Source organism: Nocardiopsis endophytica (genome assembly GCF_027706725.1).
Classification (GTDB): domain Bacteria; phylum Actinomycetota; class Actinomycetes; order Streptosporangiales; family Streptosporangiaceae; genus Nocardiopsis_A; species Nocardiopsis_A endophytica.
In genome coordinates, this window is the sequence record NZ_JAQFWQ010000005.1 from 1 (window position 1) to 15,376 (window position 15,376).

Here is a 15,376-nt window from a genome sequence, read left to right on the forward strand (position 1 = left end):
GGGCTTATCGTGTCCGTTTTAACCCCGGGTTCCCCGAGATCATCGCGGAGGGGCCTCCCGGGCGGCGTATACCGGGCATAACGGGCAGTGGGAGAGGGGTGCGGGCATCCTGTGTCGTGAAATCGACGCTTTTGGGCTGATCAGGCGTCGGTTTCACGACGCAAGATGGACCGGGGCCGCCCGAAGGCCCGGGAGCGCGCCCCCCTGCCCGCCGATCGGCGAACGGGGCCGGGGAACCGCCCCGCTCGGTCCGTCGCCGCCTCCTCCGCCACGCTCTGGCGGCCTGCCGCCCGGCCGGGGCCTTGAGCGGGGGACCTGCTGTGCCGTTGCTGCTCATGACGGCGACCGCCCGCACGCGCCGCGGCCGACAACGCTGCAGGTGGGGCCGCCTACCTTCGTCGTCGCCGCCTCCTTCCTGATACCCCGCCGACCTGGCGGACGGCCGGCATCCGTGAGCGGGGGACCTGCCCGGCCGTCCACCTGCACCGGGAGGGGCCTGCCACCCGGCAAGCAGGGCCGGGGAACCGCCCTGCTCGGGCCGTCGCCGCCCCATCGGGTCGGGTGGGCCAGGGCGGACCAGGAGGGCTTCCGCTCGGATGTCCTGGTGTTCAGGGCTTGGGAACCCGGGCGAGCACTTCGTCGACCGACCACTGGTCATTGGCGTGGGCGCCGTACTTCGCCGCCAGGATCCGTCCGTCCGGGGCGATGAGGAAGTCGGCGGGCAGGCCCAGCTTGCCGCCCGGCGGGCGGCGCTCCGGTGTGGGCCAGGGGCGCTTCTGTAGCAGCAGCCGGACGGCGCGGAAGACCCCGCGTGCGATCCCCGGCCAGGCACCCGGCGAGAGCAGTGAGCGCGGGCCCGCCTCCACGCCGTAAGCCTGGTAGAGCCCCATCCCGGGGTCGGCCACGAGGTCGAACGGGGCGTTCTCGGCGTACTCGCGCAGGCCGTCGGCGGTCGAGTGGAACACGGCGACCGCGCGCACCCCCGCCGCCTCGATGTCGGCGTGGCGGCGGGCGAACGAGTGCAGGTGCAGGTGGCAGATCGGGCACCCGGCGAACCGGCGGAACTGCAGGTGGACGATGCGGTCGGGGTCGGGGAGCGACAGGCGTTCGCCGGTGGCGGTGGTCGGCGCTGCCTCGGGGGCGGTGTCGCCGACCTCTAAGCGGGCGGTACGGGAGGCGGTCATGGGGAGGGTCCTCACGTAGGAGTATCGCGTACGCCAACGAACGTATGCGCGTACCTTGTACGCTGTCAACGCCATGCCACGACCACGCTCCCTCACCGAGGACCGGATCGCCGACGCCGCCCTCGCCGTCCTGGACCGGGACGGCACCGACGGCCTGAAGATGCGCGCCGTCGCCGCCGAGCTCGGCATGGGCACGATGTCGCTCTACCGCTACGTCAGCGGGCGCGAGCGGCTGGAGGGCCTGGTGGTCGACCGGATGCTCGCCGCCGTGGACACCGGCACCGGGGAGCTGGAGCGGTGGACCGACCGCGTCCTGGCCCTGGCCGAGCGCGTGCGGTGGGTGGTCCAGGCCCACCCGGCGGCCGTCCCGCTGCTGCTTGGGCGGCGGCACTCCGCTCCGGCGTCGCTGCGCTGGGGCGAGGCGGTGCTGGAGGTCCTCGCCGAGGCGGGGTTTGGGCCCCGCCACCGCGCGTTCGCCTTCCGCGCGATCCTCGGGCAGGTGATGGGGGCGCTGCAGGCCGAGCACTTCGGCCCGCTGATCGGCGAGGGGACCGAGGCGCTGGCCGCCCTGCCCCGCGAGAGCCACCCCTACCTGGCGGAGACGGCGGCCGCGGCCCGCGGCCTCACCGCCGAAGAGGAGTTCCGCAGGTGTGTGGGCCTGCTGCTGGAAGCCCTCGACCGGGAGGCCCGAGAGGACCGGGAAGGCGCCGACGGGAGCCGCCCGGGCACCCGCGGCAGGTAGGGGACGAGGCCGGATCGGCGGATCGTCGGCGACGGCACGGCAGGTACCCCGTTCACACTCCCCGGCCGGGTGGCCGTCCGCCAGGGGACGAGGGAGAAGGCGGCGACGGGGAAGGTCCGCGGCCCTTGCGGCACCGCTGCGGCGTTCGGCGAGGAGCTTGACCGTCATCCATGTCGCGCCCGGGTTAGTACCCGGCGCGGGTCGTGGACCGCATCGTCGCCGTCTCGTAGGCGAAGCCCGCCGCCTCGGCCTCGGCCTTGTTCAGGCCGGTCCTCGCCACCTCCAGGTCGCACCCCACCCCGAGGAGGCGGGTACCCCGCTTCGGGGCCCCGGCCGGGCGGCTGTCCGCCGGAATGCGGGGGCGGGGGCGGTGACGGCAGGGGGGAGCGGAGCCGGGCGTCCTGGTCGGTGAACGCCGCATCGCCGGGCTGACGCCCGCCGCCTCGCGGCCGCTCCCGGGGCTACTGCTCCGACAGGTGCCGGTGGAACCACTCCGTCAGCGCCCGGTCGGCCAGGACGCCGCCCGGGGTGGGCGGGCCGGGCTGGAGGCCGGGCTCGGGGCCCAGAGTGTGGGCGAGGTCGGGGACGACCGCGTGCCGCACCCGCTCAGGGCCGGTGTAGGGGGCAAGGGCGCTACAGAGCCCGCGGCCGTGGTCCGGCGGGACCACCTCGTCCTGGCCGCCGCTCACCACCAGGACCGGGGGGACCTGCCTGCGGGCCGCCATGTCGGAGACGCGGCCGGCGACGTCCAGCCGGACCGCCGCGTCGCGGGCCTCCTCGGTCCAGACGTAAGGGGCTCCGGTGCGGCGCTCGCGGGCGGCGATCACCCGCTGCGGCGCGGTCACCGGGTTGACCAGGCCCACCGCGGCCACGGGGAGGTCGGACTCGGCCAGCGCCAGCATCGCCGCCGCGCCGCCCGCGCCCACCCCCATCAGCCCGACCGGGCCGTCGACCACGGGGAAGCGCGCGGCGAGCTCCGCGGCGGCCGCGTGCAGCTCGTTCCCGGCCTGCTCCACCACCGGCGCGTACAGGTGCAGGAGGTAGTCGGCGCGCCCCAGCTCGTTGACGGCGGCGACGCCGCCCTCGGGCAGGCGGGCGCCGAACATCGGCAGGCCCAGGTAGACGCGCCACGCCGGGAGTGAGGCCATCGGCAGCGTCCCGGCCAGGGCGGTCTCACCGCGCGGCGGCTCGAACGCGTGCAGCGCCAGCACCAGAGGGGCGCGCGGCCCACCGATCGCGGGCGGGACCGCGAGGAACGGCACCCCGGCCGCGGTGCCCGCCACCGGGCCCGGGGCCGGTTCGGCCGCGGGTGATACTGCGGTTTCGGTGTGCGTCAACGAGGGCTCCTCCCGTCGGTCTGCGCCGCCCCGTGTCCTCGGCGCCGGTGCACCGCGGACCCCGGCCCCGCCTCCGCCCCGGCTCAGGCGAAGTGCCGGCCCAGGTAGCACCGGAGCATCAGCTTGGCTTCGGAGATCAGGTCGGGGTCCCCGTCGGGGTCGGCGCGGAAGGCCAGTTTGAGCACCGCGTCGGCGGCCTCCACGGCGACGGTGACGGCGCGGTCCAGGCGCTCGCTCTCCTCGGCCCCGGCCACGGTGGTGAGCAGCTCGCGCAGGCGGGCGGCGATCACGCCGTTGTTGTCGGAGGAGGTGTCGAGCAGGCGCACGTCCACGATGTCGCCGAAGTGCAGGCTGCGGAAGCCCGGGACGCTGCGGTGCATGTCCAGGTACTCGTCGATGATGACATCGACGGCCTCGCTCCAGTGATCGAACCCCCCGTTCTTCAGGCGGTCGGCCACGCGGTGGCTGAACATGTCGAGGTAGCGCAGGACCAGCGCTTGGGTGATGGCCTTCTTGTCCGGGAAGAACTGGTAGACCGATCCGATGGCGACGCCCGCGCGTTCGGCGATGCGCGTGGTGGACAGTCCGCTGTACCCGCCCTCGTCCAGGAGTTCGGCGCAGGCGTCCAGCATCCGCTGGACGCGCGCCATGCTGCGCTGCTGGGCGGGCCGCCGGCGCAGCGGAGCGTGCGCGAGCGCGGGCTCGACGGCGATGGAACTGCGGGAAGTAGTCATCACATCCTTATGATGCCTTTCCGGAATCAAATGGTTCCCGTAATATTCCGGGTTCGTGCCCTGCGAATGCTGAGGCGGCGAATTGGCCGAATCCGGCCGCCGAGGAGGGGTGTGCTCGCCCGTGGCGGCTGGTAGAGGGGGTGGTCCGGTGCAGGCAGGCGTTCCCGGTGGGGTGCCCGTGTTCCCGCCCGGCTTCCTCTGGGGCGTCGCGACCTCCGCCCACCAGGTCGAGGGCGGCGCCGACGCGCGCGGCCGGTCGGTCTGGGACGCCTTCGCCGCCGAGCCCGGCAGGATCCGCGACGGCGCGACCGGTGCCGTGGCGTGCGACCACTACCACCGCTGCGACGAGGACACGGAGCTGTTGCGGGCGCTCGGGGTAAGCGCTTACCGACTGTCGCTCTCCTGGCCCCGGATCCAGCCCGACGGGCGCGGCCGGATCGACGCCGCGGGGCTGGACTTCTACGATCGGCTCGTCGACGGCCTCCTCGCCGCCGGCATCGAGCCGGTCCCCACGCTCTACCACTGGGACCTGCCGCTTGCCCTGGAGGAGCAGGGCGGATGGCTCGCCAGGGAGACGGCCGACCGCTTCGCCGACTACGCGCAGGCGGCGGTCGACCGCCTCGGGGACCGGGTGGGGCGGTGGATCACGCTCAACGAGCCGTTCGTGCACATGGCCTTCGGGTACGCGTTCGGTGTGCACGCTCCCGGCAAGGCCCTGATGACCGGCGCACTGCCCGCCGGACACCACCAGCTCCTCGCGCATGCGCGCGCGGCGGCGGTCCTGCGCGAGGCCGGCCGCACGGTGCTGCTGACCAACAACCTGACGCCGGTCGAACCGCTCCGGGAAGGCGAGGACGCGGGCGCGGACGCGGACCGAGAGGCGGCGCGCGCCTACGACGCCCTGCACAACCGCATGTTCCTCGACCCGCTCCTGCTGGGGGAGTATCCCGACCTGGGCGCCTACTCGCCCACCGGCCGTTCACCGCTGGACGGGGCGGTGCTGCCCGGCGACCTCGACGAGATCCACGGGTCGGCGGACGCGCTCGGGGTGAACTACTACAACCCGACCGTCGTCGCGGCCCCCGAGCCGGGCGACGGGCTACCGTTCGCCCTGCCGCCCTACACCGACCGCCACCCCGGCACGCCGACCACCGCCTTCGGCTGGCCGGTCGTCCCCCGAGGGCTGTACGACCTGCTCACCGGCCTGCGCCGCCGGTACGGCGACCGGCTGCCCCCGCTCTACATCACCGAGAACGGCTGCTCCCGCGACGACGCCCCGGACGCGTCGGGCCGCGTCGCCGACCCCGAGCGCTGCGCCTACATGGAGGGCCACCTGCGCGCGCTCGCCGATGCCGTCGCCGACGGGGTCGACGTGCGGGGCTACTTCGCGTGGTCGCTCATGGACAACTTCGAGTGGGCCGAGGGCTATACGCAGCGCTTCGGCCTCGTCCACGTCGACTTCGACACGGGACGGCGGACGCCCAAGGATTCCTACGCCTGGTACCGGGCGTGGATCGAGGGCCGACGGGGCAGCGACAGCACCGACACCCATTCCGGCACCCACACCGAAACCGAGCAGAGCAACCCGACCCCGACACGAAGGAATCAGCCATGACGGGGATGCCCGAGGACACCACCGAGGCGGAGCTCGACCGCGTGATGGAGGCGGCGGCCGAGGCCGCCCCCGACTTCGCGGCGATGCGCCCGGCCGACCGCGCCGCCGTGCTGCGGGCGGCCGCCGACGCCCTCGACGGGGCGGCCGAGGAGCTGGTGCCCATCGCCATGGAGGAGAGCCGCCTGCCCGAGGCGCGCTGCCGCAACGAGCTCGGGCGCACCACCTTCCAGCTGCGCTTCTTCGCCGACCACATCGAGGAGGGGCGGTACCTGGAGGCGTCCATCGACCGGCCCGACGGGCAGTGGGGCATGGGGCCGCGGCCGGACGTGCGGCGGATGCTGGTGCCGCTGGGGCCGGTCGTCGTGTTCGGCGCGAGCAACTTCCCGTTCGCCTTCAGCACCGCCGGCGGGGACACCGCGTCGGCGCTGGCGGCCGGGTGCCCCGTCGTCGTCAAGGCGCACCCCGGGCACCCGCGCCTGGCGCGCCGCACGGGTGAGGTCGTCGCCGACGCGCTGACCAAGGCGGGCGTGCCTGAGGGCGTCTTCGCGGTCGTCTACGGGCAGGAGACGGGGCGCAGGGCGGTGCTGCACCCGCGGGCGCGCGCGGTCGGCTTCACGGGGTCGATCCCGGGTGGGCGGGCGCTGTTCGACCTGGCGGCGTCGCGGCCCGACCCGATCCCCTTCTACGGGGAACTGGGCAGCGTCAACCCGGTGTTCGTGACGCGCGCGGCCATGACGGCGCGCGGCGGGGAGATCCTTGAGGGCTACGCCGGGTCGTTCACCATGGGCGCGGGGCAGTTCTGCACCAAGCCGGGCGTGCTGCTGGTGCCGAGCGACGCCGACGTGTCGCCCCTGGTGGACGACGTGCGCGGGCGCGCGGCGGCGGAGCTGCTGAACGACCGGGTGGAGTCGGGGTTCAGCTCCGGGCTGGAGCGGCTGAGCGGGCGCTCGGACGTGGAGGTCCTGGTGGAGGGGGCGCAGCGGGGGGACGGGTGGACGCCGTCGCTGCTGCGGACCGACATCGATGCGCTGCTGGCCGACCCGGAAGGGCTGCTGGAGGAGTGCTTCGGCCCGGCGTCGCTGGTGGTGACCTACGACGACGAGGAGCGGCTGCTGGAGGTGGCCGGGGCGCTTCAGGGGCAGCTGACCTCGACCGTGCAGGGCGAGGAGGAGGACGCGATCGCGCCGGGGCTGCTGGCGTCGCTGTCCGAGCACGCGGGACGGGTGCTGTGGAACGGGTGGCCGACGGGGGTGTCGGTGACGCACGCGATGCACCACGGCGGGCCGTACCCGGCGTCGACGTCGCTGCACACGTCGGTGGGGACGACGGCGATCCGCAGGTTCCTGCGGCCGGTGGCCTATCAGTCGGTGCCGGACGCACTGCTGCCCGAGGCACTGAAGGACGAGAACCCGCTGGACATCCCCCGCCTGGTGGACGGCAAGCCCGAATAACCGGACGATGCGCGGCGGGGAGGGGCTGCTCCCCGCCGACCGGCCCCTCCGTCGTTGATCTCGGGAAGAACGCCCCTAAAACCGCGCCGGTAGCGTCGCTTTTCCCGAGATCATCGGGGATCCGCAGGGCCTAGGCGCCGTCGCCGTCCTGTTCAAGGAGCTCGTTCGTGCGCTGCAGGACGCGGAGCTGTGCCGGGTTGTACAGCTCCACCGCCGCGTGCGCCAGGGCGCTCTTGGCGAGCTCGGAGCCTCGGGGCGAGTCCGCCGTCGGGTCGACCGCCGACGGATACCTCTCCCGCGCCCGGCGGACCACCGGCGCCATGCGTTCGGCGAGGGAGTCGACCGCGGCGTCGTCCGCATCCGCGGGGAGGTGGTCGAACTCGTCCTCGGTCTCGTCCCGGTCGGCCAGCGCCCGACGGAACGCCTCCAGGGACTCCTCACTGAAGATCGTCGAGTAGACCATGAGCAGCGACCGTTTGGCCTCGGAGAGGTCCCGGGAGACGGGGGCGAATGCGGGCGGTACCTCGGGCAGCGCCCGGTGGCGCAGGAGCACGGCGAGTTCCGCGCGTATGCGGGTGAGCCGTTCGATCGTCGCCTCCAGCTCGGCGTCCAGGACGCGGATCGCCTCGTCCGGCTCCTCGTCGGCGTGCTCCATGGCCGCGATCTGCGCGAGAGGGACCCCCAGGTCGCTCAGCCGCTTGATCTGCACCAGCCGGACCAGGTGTGCCACGCCGTACTGCTTGTACCCGTTGGAGGCGCGTTCGGGAACGTCGAGCAGCCCGGTCTCGTGGTAGTGGCGGACGGCCTTCACCGTCGTCCCGGCGAGTTCGGCGAGCTGCCGAGTGCTCCACGCCATTGCCTGCTCCCCCGTTCTCGGTCCTTCCCTGCCCCGCCCTGGAATGAGTCCACACCATGCCCCGAGGGCAGGGGCAAGCGGTGGGCCCTCTGAGGTCAGTCGGCGACCAGCGGCGGAACCAGGTAGAGGATCTCGAAGGCCTCGTAGAAGGCGCCGACGACGAACAGCACCAGCGCGGGCAGGCATACCCAGCCGAGCTGGCGGAGACCGAGGATGTACCCCTGGCGGCGGTTCCGGGCACCGACGGCCGCCGGGCGGAGCCAGGCCCTTCCCAGGAGGTAGACGCCGAGCATGACGAGGGCGTAGGCCTGGAACTCGATGAGGAGCGTCAGGGAGTGCGGGATCAGGGTCTTCGCGACGGTCGCATCGACCGGGGCGAGGGCCACGCCGAAGAGGAACGCCCTATAGGCGAAGAGGGCGATGCCGGCGAAGGGCACGATCAGCGAGGGCAGCAGGATGGTCGGGGCGGCGGCCGTGAGCGTGTTGACGGCGAGGATGGTCAGGCTGAACAGCCAGAAGTCGTCCAGCAGCGACGTGACGTGATCCGCCGTCCCGTCTTCCTGCATGGACGCCATGTGCGAGGCGTGCAGGTCGGGGAAGAGCAGAGCCGCCCCCATGCCGAGGAAGAACGGGCCGAAGATGATCGCGTTCATGACGAGGTAGGCGCCGAGGTGCGCGCGGACGATCCGGAGGGGTTCGCGGAGGACGTGCATGGGGGGTCCCGTCTGTCGGTCGGGGCGGGTCGCGACCCACTTCAGGCCATGCCCCAAGGGCAGGGTCAAGCGGTCGGCGGCGCGGCCCGGCGGCCCCGCATTGGCCGAGGTGGCGCCCTGGCTTTAGGAGCTGTGGCGGACGCCAGGACGCCATGCGCCGTGCACCATGGGGCCGGCGCGGATCCTGCGCGGGTCCGGGCGTCTCGAGGACGAGCCGCCCGGACCTGTGCCCAGGGCTCCACCCCCGAACGCGCCGCTGTGGTGCACGGCGGGCGGTCGTCCGTCCTCCCTGTACTCACGGGCCTTCGGCATGCGCCTCGACGAGTTCGATTCCGATCGCGACCACGCCCAGTGCTTCGCGTTCGGGCGGGTAGATCTCCGGGATGTTGCGGAGCTGGTCGGCCTTTGAGGCGTTCGGGTCGACCGACGAGACCGGCTCGTGCTCGAACATCTCGTCGAAGGTGTCGTAGCGCGCGATCCGTGTGATCCGGGTGAGTACTTCCTCGCTGCGGCATTTGAACCGGAGGAGGTCGCCTTCCTTCAGCCGTTTGCGGCTGATGTCGTCGACCCTGACCTCGGTCGTCTTCTCACCCGAGGCGATCAGGTCGAAGTAGCGTTTGTAGATGCCCATCCCGTGCGCGCGAGGGCGCTGGTCGAGGTCGGCGGGCCGGTTGGTCATGAGCCGTCCGAGTTCCTTGACGGTGGAAGCTCCGGAAGGAGTGCGTCGGGTCGATGAGCGGTCCGCCGACGAGTCGGCCAGGGGCCACCAGCGGTCGCCGACCGGCGAGCCCTGCCAGATGACGTGACTGTCAGGTGAAACCGTCAGCCCGAAGGTGTCGCGCGCCGGTTCGCCCAGCTCGATCCACTCCGTGTACAACGCCGCCACTTCATCGAAGAGGCGGCGGCCGCCCCCCTGCCGAACCGTTGGGCGTCCGGCCTCCGTCGTCGCGAACGCCCACGACCCGTCAGGGGCGAGCAGCCATCGTTCGGCGGGGTGGTCCGGATAGCGGACGCCGAGCTCTTCGACATCACTGCGCAGCGCTACGAAGAACCGAATGTCCGGGGTGTCGAGGACCGCGTTCAGGTCGACGTCCGCCCTCTCGACGGTCGCCGCGTTCTCTTGATCCTCGCTGACCTGTCGGTAGAGGTGAAGGGCGGTGGGCGAGTGATGGGAACGCGTCGGCATGAAACCCGCCGACCGCGCTGAGAAGCGCCCCTCCCCCGTGCCGTTGCGGACCGTCAGGCGGGCGAGCGCGCCACCCCCGAGAGGGCGCGTGAGGTTGGCCAGGACGAGGCCGTTCTTCGAGGTCTGTTCGATCCAGGCGTGAGGAATCGAAGGGAAGGACGCCGTGGCCATCACCCGTGTGTAGGGGGCGGCGTCGGCGAACCCGAGGGCCCCGTCGACGGTGGCCAGTGTCGGCGTGTATCCGAGGACGCCCAATGCCGTGCGTGCCCGGTCGACGAGTACGGGGTCGATGTCGATGCTCGTGACGGCATCCGCGCCGAGACGCTCGCAGAGCAATCCGGCGTTGTAGCCCGTTCCGGTCCCCACTTCGAGGACGCGGTCGCCGTCGCCCGAAGTGAGTTCGTCCTCTTGAGAGGCGACCTCCCATGCCCGGTCGTCGCCGTCGAGCTGGGTGATGCAGATGTCGTCCCGGTAGACGTGGCGGAGCCATATGGAGCGGTTCTCCGGCCGGGTCCCGTCGAGCGGGCGGTACCGGCCGTCGTTGGCGGGGGACGGGAGGAAGACCCGCGGGACGAAGGGGTGCCGAGGCACGGCGGTGAAGATGCGGTGCCACTCCGGCCCGGTGAGGGCGCCGTCGTCGCGCAGCTTGTCCGCGAGCCTGCGCCGGAGTGCGCGGGCTTCGGTGTCGTCGGCGGTGTATTCAGTCATCCGGCCCCTTCTCCAGCGCGGTCGCCAGGGCATGGGCGATGTCAGGGGAGAGGTCGTCGATCCATGCCCATTGCCCGTTGGGGTTGATCTCCAGGAACACCCACTCGCCGGCCGGGGTGACGAGGAAGTCGAGTGCCCCGAAGCGCAGCCCGAGGTGGTTCATGAACGCACGCACAGCGTCTCGCACCTGCGGCGGAGGCGTCGTGGGTTCGTATGTCAGCGATGCGTAATCGCTGCGCCAATCGACATCCGCCGCCGGAGATCCGCTGTGGATCTCCGCGGTGAAGCATGCGCCGTCGACCACGGTCATTCGGATCGCGTGCGTGTGGGGGATCCACTCCTGCACCATGTGCGCTGTGAGCGCGAGCCCCGGGTCGTCGAACTGCTCGGGTGCGACCTCGTCGGGGAAGGGACGTGGAATTCGTTCCCTTGAAACTGGTCGGCCAAAGGGCGGTCTGGTCGTGGTCATCCGATGAGGCCGATGGCGTAGGCGGTCAGGAGCATGCCCAGGACTGTGCAGGCGTGGCGGGTGTTCTCCCAGCGGCGGGCGGACTCGTCGAGGGCGCGGGGGCGCCGGAGGCGCCCCCGAGAAAAGAGTCTCTTCCGCTTCTTGGCCGCTGGAGCGAGCCGGACGGGAGTGCCCTGCCTGGGAAGCGGCCCACGGACCTCGGATGAAGGGCGGGGAGAGGCTGGGTTCGGCTCCTGGGGTGCGAGTTCGGTGTGCACCCGAAGTAGCCAGGGTGGGAGTGCGCGCTCGTCGCGGGCTCCGTCCTCGGGTAGGCGCTCGACGGGTGCGGGGCGGCGTTCGGCCGGTGCGGGGGTGCGGGCGTAGGGGCGGGCGCGGTTGAAGCGTCGGCCTTTGGGGGCGGCCAGGACGGTCTGGATGCGCGGGTTGGGCTGGGTGGTGGACCCGGTGGTCGTGGGGGCGTGGGCCTTGTCGGTGTTCATGGCACCGGTTGTTCCTTGCGTTCGGTGTGAGCGGACGTGGGGAAGCGTGGGCGGCGGGTTCGTGGCCGCCCGCCGGTGGTGTGGTGGGGGTGCTGCGGCCGCCCCTGTGCTGTCCGGGGGCCGGTGGGGTGCGGTGCCGCCCCCTCGATTCGCGGCACCGATCCCCTGGTCGGCCGGGCGGCATCCCCTCCTGGGGGCGGCCGCAGCGGTCTTTCAGGTGGTGAAGATGAAGGGGTCCAGGCCGCGGGGGACCTGGTCGGGCGCCACGGGCAGGTCGGCCCATACGCACAGGCCCAGGTTCAGGCTGGGGTGGGGCAGGACGGGGAAGTAGCCCCACCTGCGGGCGACGGCGTCGACGAGGAACAGGCCGCGCTGGCCCTCGGCCTCGGCCCAGTCGCGCGCCGTTCGGTCGACCGGCACGGCGGGGCGGGTGGCGGTCCACCCGGAGTCGGTGACCTGGAGCCGGAGGATGTCGGGCCGGTGCAGACTCAGGCGGCGTACGACCTCGCCGCCCTCGTGTCCGGAGGCGGTGTAGGCCACGGCGTTGGCGAAGAGTTCGGAGCAGCACAGCTCGACGGTGTCCACGGCCTCGTCGGGGAAGCCTTTGAGGTCGGTGCGCACGTGGTGGCGCACACGCGGGGCGTGGGAGAGCGTGCCGGGGTAGATGCGCGGTTCCCACCGCACCGACCGGAAGGTGGGCGGGCGCGGCGTGCGGAACGAGGCGGACATGGGAGCCCCCACGGGGTTCGTGCGCCACCGGTGGCGGCGCGAGTACGACCAGTGAGGTTCAGCATGCATGCGCCATACTGAAATCGCAATACGTAAAAAGCAATGCGTGTAGTATGTGGCTGGAAATCCGAATTGCTCTCTGAGTCCTGTGCGGAAGCCTGGAAGGATGGGCGCCATGCCGAGGTACAGCCCGACAGTCCGCCGCCGACGGCTCAGTCTGGAGCTCCGCCGCCTCCGGGAGTCCGTGGGACTGACCGCGAGTCAGGCGGCCAAGCAGCTCGAGTGGGACACGAGCAAGATCACCAGGATGGAGCGCAACGAGTGGAAGCGCCCTAACCCCCGCGACATCAAGGACCTGCTCGACCTGTACCGCGTCGACGATCAAGAGCGGCGGGAGGCCTTGGTCGAACTGGCCCGGCAGTCTCGGCAAAAGGGCTGGTGGGCCGCTCATGACGACCTTCTCGGTAGCGGAACGTACATCGGCCTGGAGGCCGAGGCGTCGGCGATCCGTACGTTCCAACTGGGGGTCGTACCTGGACTTCTGCAGACGGCGCAGTACGCCGAGGCCATCACCCGGGGAAGCGGCATCACCGACGGTGAGGATGTCGCGCGCAGAGTGGCCATCCGCATCGAGCGGCAGAAGATACTCGAGGGAGAACGGGCGCCTCGGCTGTGGGCGGTCATCGATGAAGCCGCTCTTGTGCGCCCGGTGGGTGGTCAGGCCGTGATGCAGGCACAGATCGAGCACCTGATCGATGTCGGCCAACGCTTGGACAACGTCGATGTCCAGGTGCTTCCGCTCTCAGCAGGCGCCCACGCGGGTCTAGCCGGGCACTTCGTCCTGCTCGAGTTTCAAGACGATCCCGGGGTCGTGTACGTGGAGTCCGCCACAGACGGCCTGTACTTGGAGACCGCAGACGATCTCCGTCGCTATAGCTTGCTCTACGACCACGTGCATGCGTCTGCGCTGTCGGTGCAGCAGTCCCGGGACTACATGAAGAAGATGCTCCGATAAGGAGGGCCGATGGAATTTCGCTTTCGTAAGTCGAGCTACAGCCAAGGACAGTCCCAGGACTGTGTCGAGGTCGCCGATGCCCCCGGTGCCAGCGCTGTGCGCGATACCAAGCACCGGGAGCTCGGTGCCCTGATCTTCGCTTCCCCCGAGTGGAGCGCCTTCGTCGACGCCGCCAAGCGGGAAGCCTTCTAACCCCAGCGCCTCCCTGGCACTCGCCGGTGCGGCCGCCTTAACGGGGCCGCGCCGATGTCACTCGTGGATCGTCAGAGGCCCCGGCCCGCGTGGCGAATGAACGCAGCCCACTCGCCCGGCCGAAGGATGAGCACAGCGCCCTGTGGGTTCTTGGAGTCGCGCAGGCCGACCCGATCAGGAACACGGCGTGTGATAGCGGCTTCGACGCAGCCCTTGTCACCGCTTCCGCCGGACTTGAAGAACTCGGAGTCGGTGAACGGGTTCTCGGTCACTGTTGCTCCTGAGGGGTGAGAAGCGAACCGGGTGCAGGCTCCATCCCTGCGCCGGACAGATAGTCGAAGAGCGGAGTCGCCTCGGCTCGGACGAGCTCCCGCAGCCGCACATGCTCCTGCACGACCTGCGGATCGTCGGTCAGGTCGACATGGAGCCAGTGGCCGTCCTCGTCGTAGGCCATGCTCGCCGTGCGAGTGTCGTCGAGGAGCCAGAAATCCTCACAGGGCACGCCGAGCCGTTCGGCCGTGGAGCGAGGCAGGATGCGCACATCCTCCCCGGCCTGGACGCTCGCGGGGTAGGCGCACGTCATCTCAAAGGTCACGTACTCGGTCAGCGGCTCGGTGACCACGTGGACCCGTCCGATGGACGCGCCCCGGGCATTGATCGCCGCGATGGTGCCGGCCCACGGGCGGCGCCACGCCGGGTCCTGGGCAAGGCCCGCGCGGAAGCGTTCGAGCGGCTCCCGCTCGTTCTCGGCGATGTAGTGGTCCAGGGACTCCAGCCGGAACATCTGGTGCTCGAAGCTGTCGAAGACCTCGCGGAACTCAGATACGGACATGATCGTCACGGCCGTGCTCCTTGGGAAGGGGGTGGTCGGGGCACGCTAGTCTTGGTATTACCCCGATCGCACACAGACTATGATAGAAGTCGGGAATAATTCTCGACTTGATCGAGACTCGGACTGAGGGAGTCTTGGAAAGCGCCAGAACACAGGGGGCGCGTCGCCGCCTCGCCTCGCTCCTGCGCACCGCCCGCCTCGACCGCGGGCTGTCCGGCCACGAGCTGGCCCGGGACCTGGGCTGGTCGCAGTCGAAGGTCTCCAAGATCGAGAACGGCCGGACCCGCCCTTCGGTCGGCGACGTCGAGCAGTGGCTCGACGCCTGTCGAATCCCCTTGAACGCCCGGGAGCAGGCTGCGGAGCTGACAGAGGCGGCGCTGGTGGAGTCCCGCCACTGGCGTGCCGTTCACGCCCAGGGCCTCAAGGAGCGGCAGCAGCAGGTCGGAGCGCTCGAAGAGCGGAGCAGTGAGGTGCTGTCGTTCCAGCCCTCCCTCGTCCCGGGCCTGCTCCAGACGGCTGAATACGCCCGACAGGTCCTGACGCTGGCCGATGCCTCTGAGACCAAGGACGTGCCCGCCGCCGTCGCCGCGCGTATGCAGCGCCAAGAGGTCTTGTACCGCACGGACAAGCGCTTCCTCTTCGTGATCACCGAGGCCGCCTTGCGCTGGCACCCCTTCGACGCCGTGCTCCTCGCCGCCCAGGCCGACCGCCTACTCACCGTCGGTACGCTGGCCAACGTCGAGCTGCGCGTGCTTCCCCTCGTGAATGCGTTCGGGCAGGCTCAGGACAACGGCTTCCTGCTCTACGAGATCGCGGACGACTCGACGGTGATCGTGGAGACCTTCACCCGTGAACTCGTCATCACCGAGCCCGACGAAGTCGACCAGTACCGCTCGATCCACACCGTGCTGCGCGAGCACGCGCTGACCGAAGCCGACAGCCGCACCTTCATCGCGGACGTCGCTGCGGCCCTCCCGTAGTCGTCGCGAACCGACGGCAGGGACGGAGCTTGACTCGATCGTGAGTCGCACTTTAGTCTCAGTTAAGTCTTCGGTGAGTTGGGGGTGTTCCTCTCCACTCGCTGAGGGCGCCTGAGATCGATCGTTCACCGACCGATCGGCCATCCGAGGTTCC

17 protein-coding genes are annotated in these 15,376 nt (G+C 71.2%); 6 read left to right on the forward strand and 11 right to left on the reverse strand.

Annotated features, from left to right (window positions below):
• Nucleotides 1-608 precede the first annotated feature (608 nt).
• Entirely contained in the window at nt 609-1,184 is a 576-nt protein-coding gene (locus O4J56_RS02660; RefSeq protein ID WP_270683438.1) for a peroxiredoxin-like family protein, read from the reverse strand.
• A gap of 73 nt (nt 1,185-1,257) precedes the next feature.
• On the opposite strand from O4J56_RS02660, the gene O4J56_RS02665 reads away from it, so the two are divergent.
• Nucleotides 1,258-1,926 (forward strand): TetR/AcrR family transcriptional regulator, encoded by a 669-nt coding sequence (locus O4J56_RS02665; protein WP_270683439.1) that lies wholly within the window; start codon nt 1,258-1,260, stop codon nt 1,924-1,926.
• Between the two features lie 461 nt (nt 1,927-2,387).
• On the opposite strand, the gene O4J56_RS02670 is transcribed toward O4J56_RS02665, so the two are convergent.
• Both O4J56_RS02670 and O4J56_RS02675 read right to left on the reverse strand, forming a co-directional pair.
• Entirely contained in the window at nt 2,388-3,263 is an 876-nt protein-coding gene (locus tag O4J56_RS02670; protein ID WP_270683440.1) for a prolyl oligopeptidase family serine peptidase, read from the reverse strand.
• A gap of 83 nt (nt 3,264-3,346) precedes the next feature.
• A complete protein-coding gene (locus O4J56_RS02675) occupies nt 3,347-3,913 on the reverse strand; it encodes a TetR/AcrR family transcriptional regulator (protein WP_270683555.1) in 567 nt (188 codons plus the stop codon).
• A gap of 232 nt (nt 3,914-4,145) precedes the next feature.
• On the opposite strand from O4J56_RS02675, the gene O4J56_RS02680 reads away from it, so the two are divergent.
• Nucleotides 4,146-5,612 (forward strand): GH1 family beta-glucosidase, encoded by a 1,467-nt coding sequence (locus O4J56_RS02680; RefSeq protein ID WP_270683441.1) that lies wholly within the window; start codon nt 4,146-4,148, stop codon nt 5,610-5,612.
• Entirely contained in the window at nt 5,609-7,063 is a 1,455-nt protein-coding gene (locus O4J56_RS02685) for an aldehyde dehydrogenase (NADP(+)) (RefSeq protein WP_270683442.1), read from the forward strand. Before O4J56_RS02680 ends, O4J56_RS02685 begins: the two co-directional genes overlap by 4 nt.
• Before the next feature lie 130 nt (nt 7,064-7,193).
• Here the strand turns inward: O4J56_RS02685 and O4J56_RS02690 are convergent, their stop codons facing one another.
• From O4J56_RS02690 to O4J56_RS02715, 6 genes are all read right to left on the reverse strand, one after another.
• On the reverse strand, nt 7,194-7,919 hold the full coding sequence (locus tag O4J56_RS02690; protein WP_270683443.1) for a helix-turn-helix domain-containing protein: 726 nt from the start codon (nt 7,917-7,919) through the stop codon (nt 7,194-7,196).
• 95 nt (nt 7,920-8,014) lie between these two features.
• Nucleotides 8,015-8,632, reverse strand: a complete 618-nt coding sequence (locus O4J56_RS02695) for a stage II sporulation protein M (RefSeq protein ID WP_270683444.1) — start codon at nt 8,630-8,632, stop codon at nt 8,015-8,017.
• A 295-nt stretch (nt 8,633-8,927) separates the two neighbouring features.
• Nucleotides 8,928-10,559: an ASCH domain-containing protein gene (locus tag O4J56_RS02700; RefSeq protein WP_270683445.1), complete on the reverse strand. Its 1,632-nt coding sequence runs from the start codon at nt 10,557-10,559 to the stop codon at nt 8,928-8,930.
• Nucleotides 10,519-10,995, reverse strand: a complete 477-nt coding sequence (locus tag O4J56_RS02705; protein ID WP_270683446.1) for a hypothetical protein — start codon at nt 10,993-10,995, stop codon at nt 10,519-10,521. The genes O4J56_RS02700 and O4J56_RS02705 overlap by 41 nt, the downstream gene beginning before the upstream one ends.
• Nucleotides 10,992-11,474, reverse strand: coding sequence for a hypothetical protein (locus tag O4J56_RS02710; RefSeq protein ID WP_270683447.1), 483 nt, complete (start codon nt 11,472-11,474; stop codon nt 10,992-10,994). The genes O4J56_RS02705 and O4J56_RS02710 overlap by 4 nt, the downstream gene beginning before the upstream one ends.
• A gap of 213 nt (nt 11,475-11,687) precedes the next feature.
• Nucleotides 11,688-12,203: an ATP-binding protein gene (locus tag O4J56_RS02715; protein ID WP_270683448.1), complete on the reverse strand. Its 516-nt coding sequence runs from the start codon at nt 12,201-12,203 to the stop codon at nt 11,688-11,690.
• Between the two features lie 175 nt (nt 12,204-12,378).
• Between O4J56_RS02715 and O4J56_RS02720 the strand changes: the two genes are divergently transcribed.
• Together O4J56_RS02720 and O4J56_RS02725 are read left to right on the forward strand one after the other, a co-directional pair.
• Nucleotides 12,379-13,218: a helix-turn-helix domain-containing protein gene (locus O4J56_RS02720; RefSeq protein ID WP_270683449.1), complete on the forward strand. Its 840-nt coding sequence runs from the start codon at nt 12,379-12,381 to the stop codon at nt 13,216-13,218.
• Between the two features lie 9 nt (nt 13,219-13,227).
• Nucleotides 13,228-13,410, forward strand: coding sequence for a DUF397 domain-containing protein (locus O4J56_RS02725; protein ID WP_270683450.1), 183 nt, complete (start codon nt 13,228-13,230; stop codon nt 13,408-13,410).
• 71 nt (nt 13,411-13,481) lie between these two features.
• Here the strand turns inward: O4J56_RS02725 and O4J56_RS02730 are convergent, their stop codons facing one another.
• Nucleotides 13,482-13,682, reverse strand: coding sequence for a DUF397 domain-containing protein (locus O4J56_RS02730; RefSeq protein ID WP_270683451.1), 201 nt, complete (start codon nt 13,680-13,682; stop codon nt 13,482-13,484).
• Entirely contained in the window at nt 13,679-14,242 is a 564-nt protein-coding gene (locus O4J56_RS02735; RefSeq protein WP_270683556.1) for a DUF6879 family protein, read from the reverse strand. Before O4J56_RS02735 ends, O4J56_RS02730 begins: the two co-directional genes overlap by 4 nt.
• 134 nt (nt 14,243-14,376) lie before the next feature.
• On the opposite strand from O4J56_RS02735, the gene O4J56_RS02740 reads away from it, so the two are divergent.
• Nucleotides 14,377-15,222, forward strand: a complete 846-nt coding sequence (locus O4J56_RS02740) for a helix-turn-helix domain-containing protein (protein ID WP_270683452.1) — start codon at nt 14,377-14,379, stop codon at nt 15,220-15,222.
• Nucleotides 15,223-15,376: the final 154 nt, after the last annotated feature.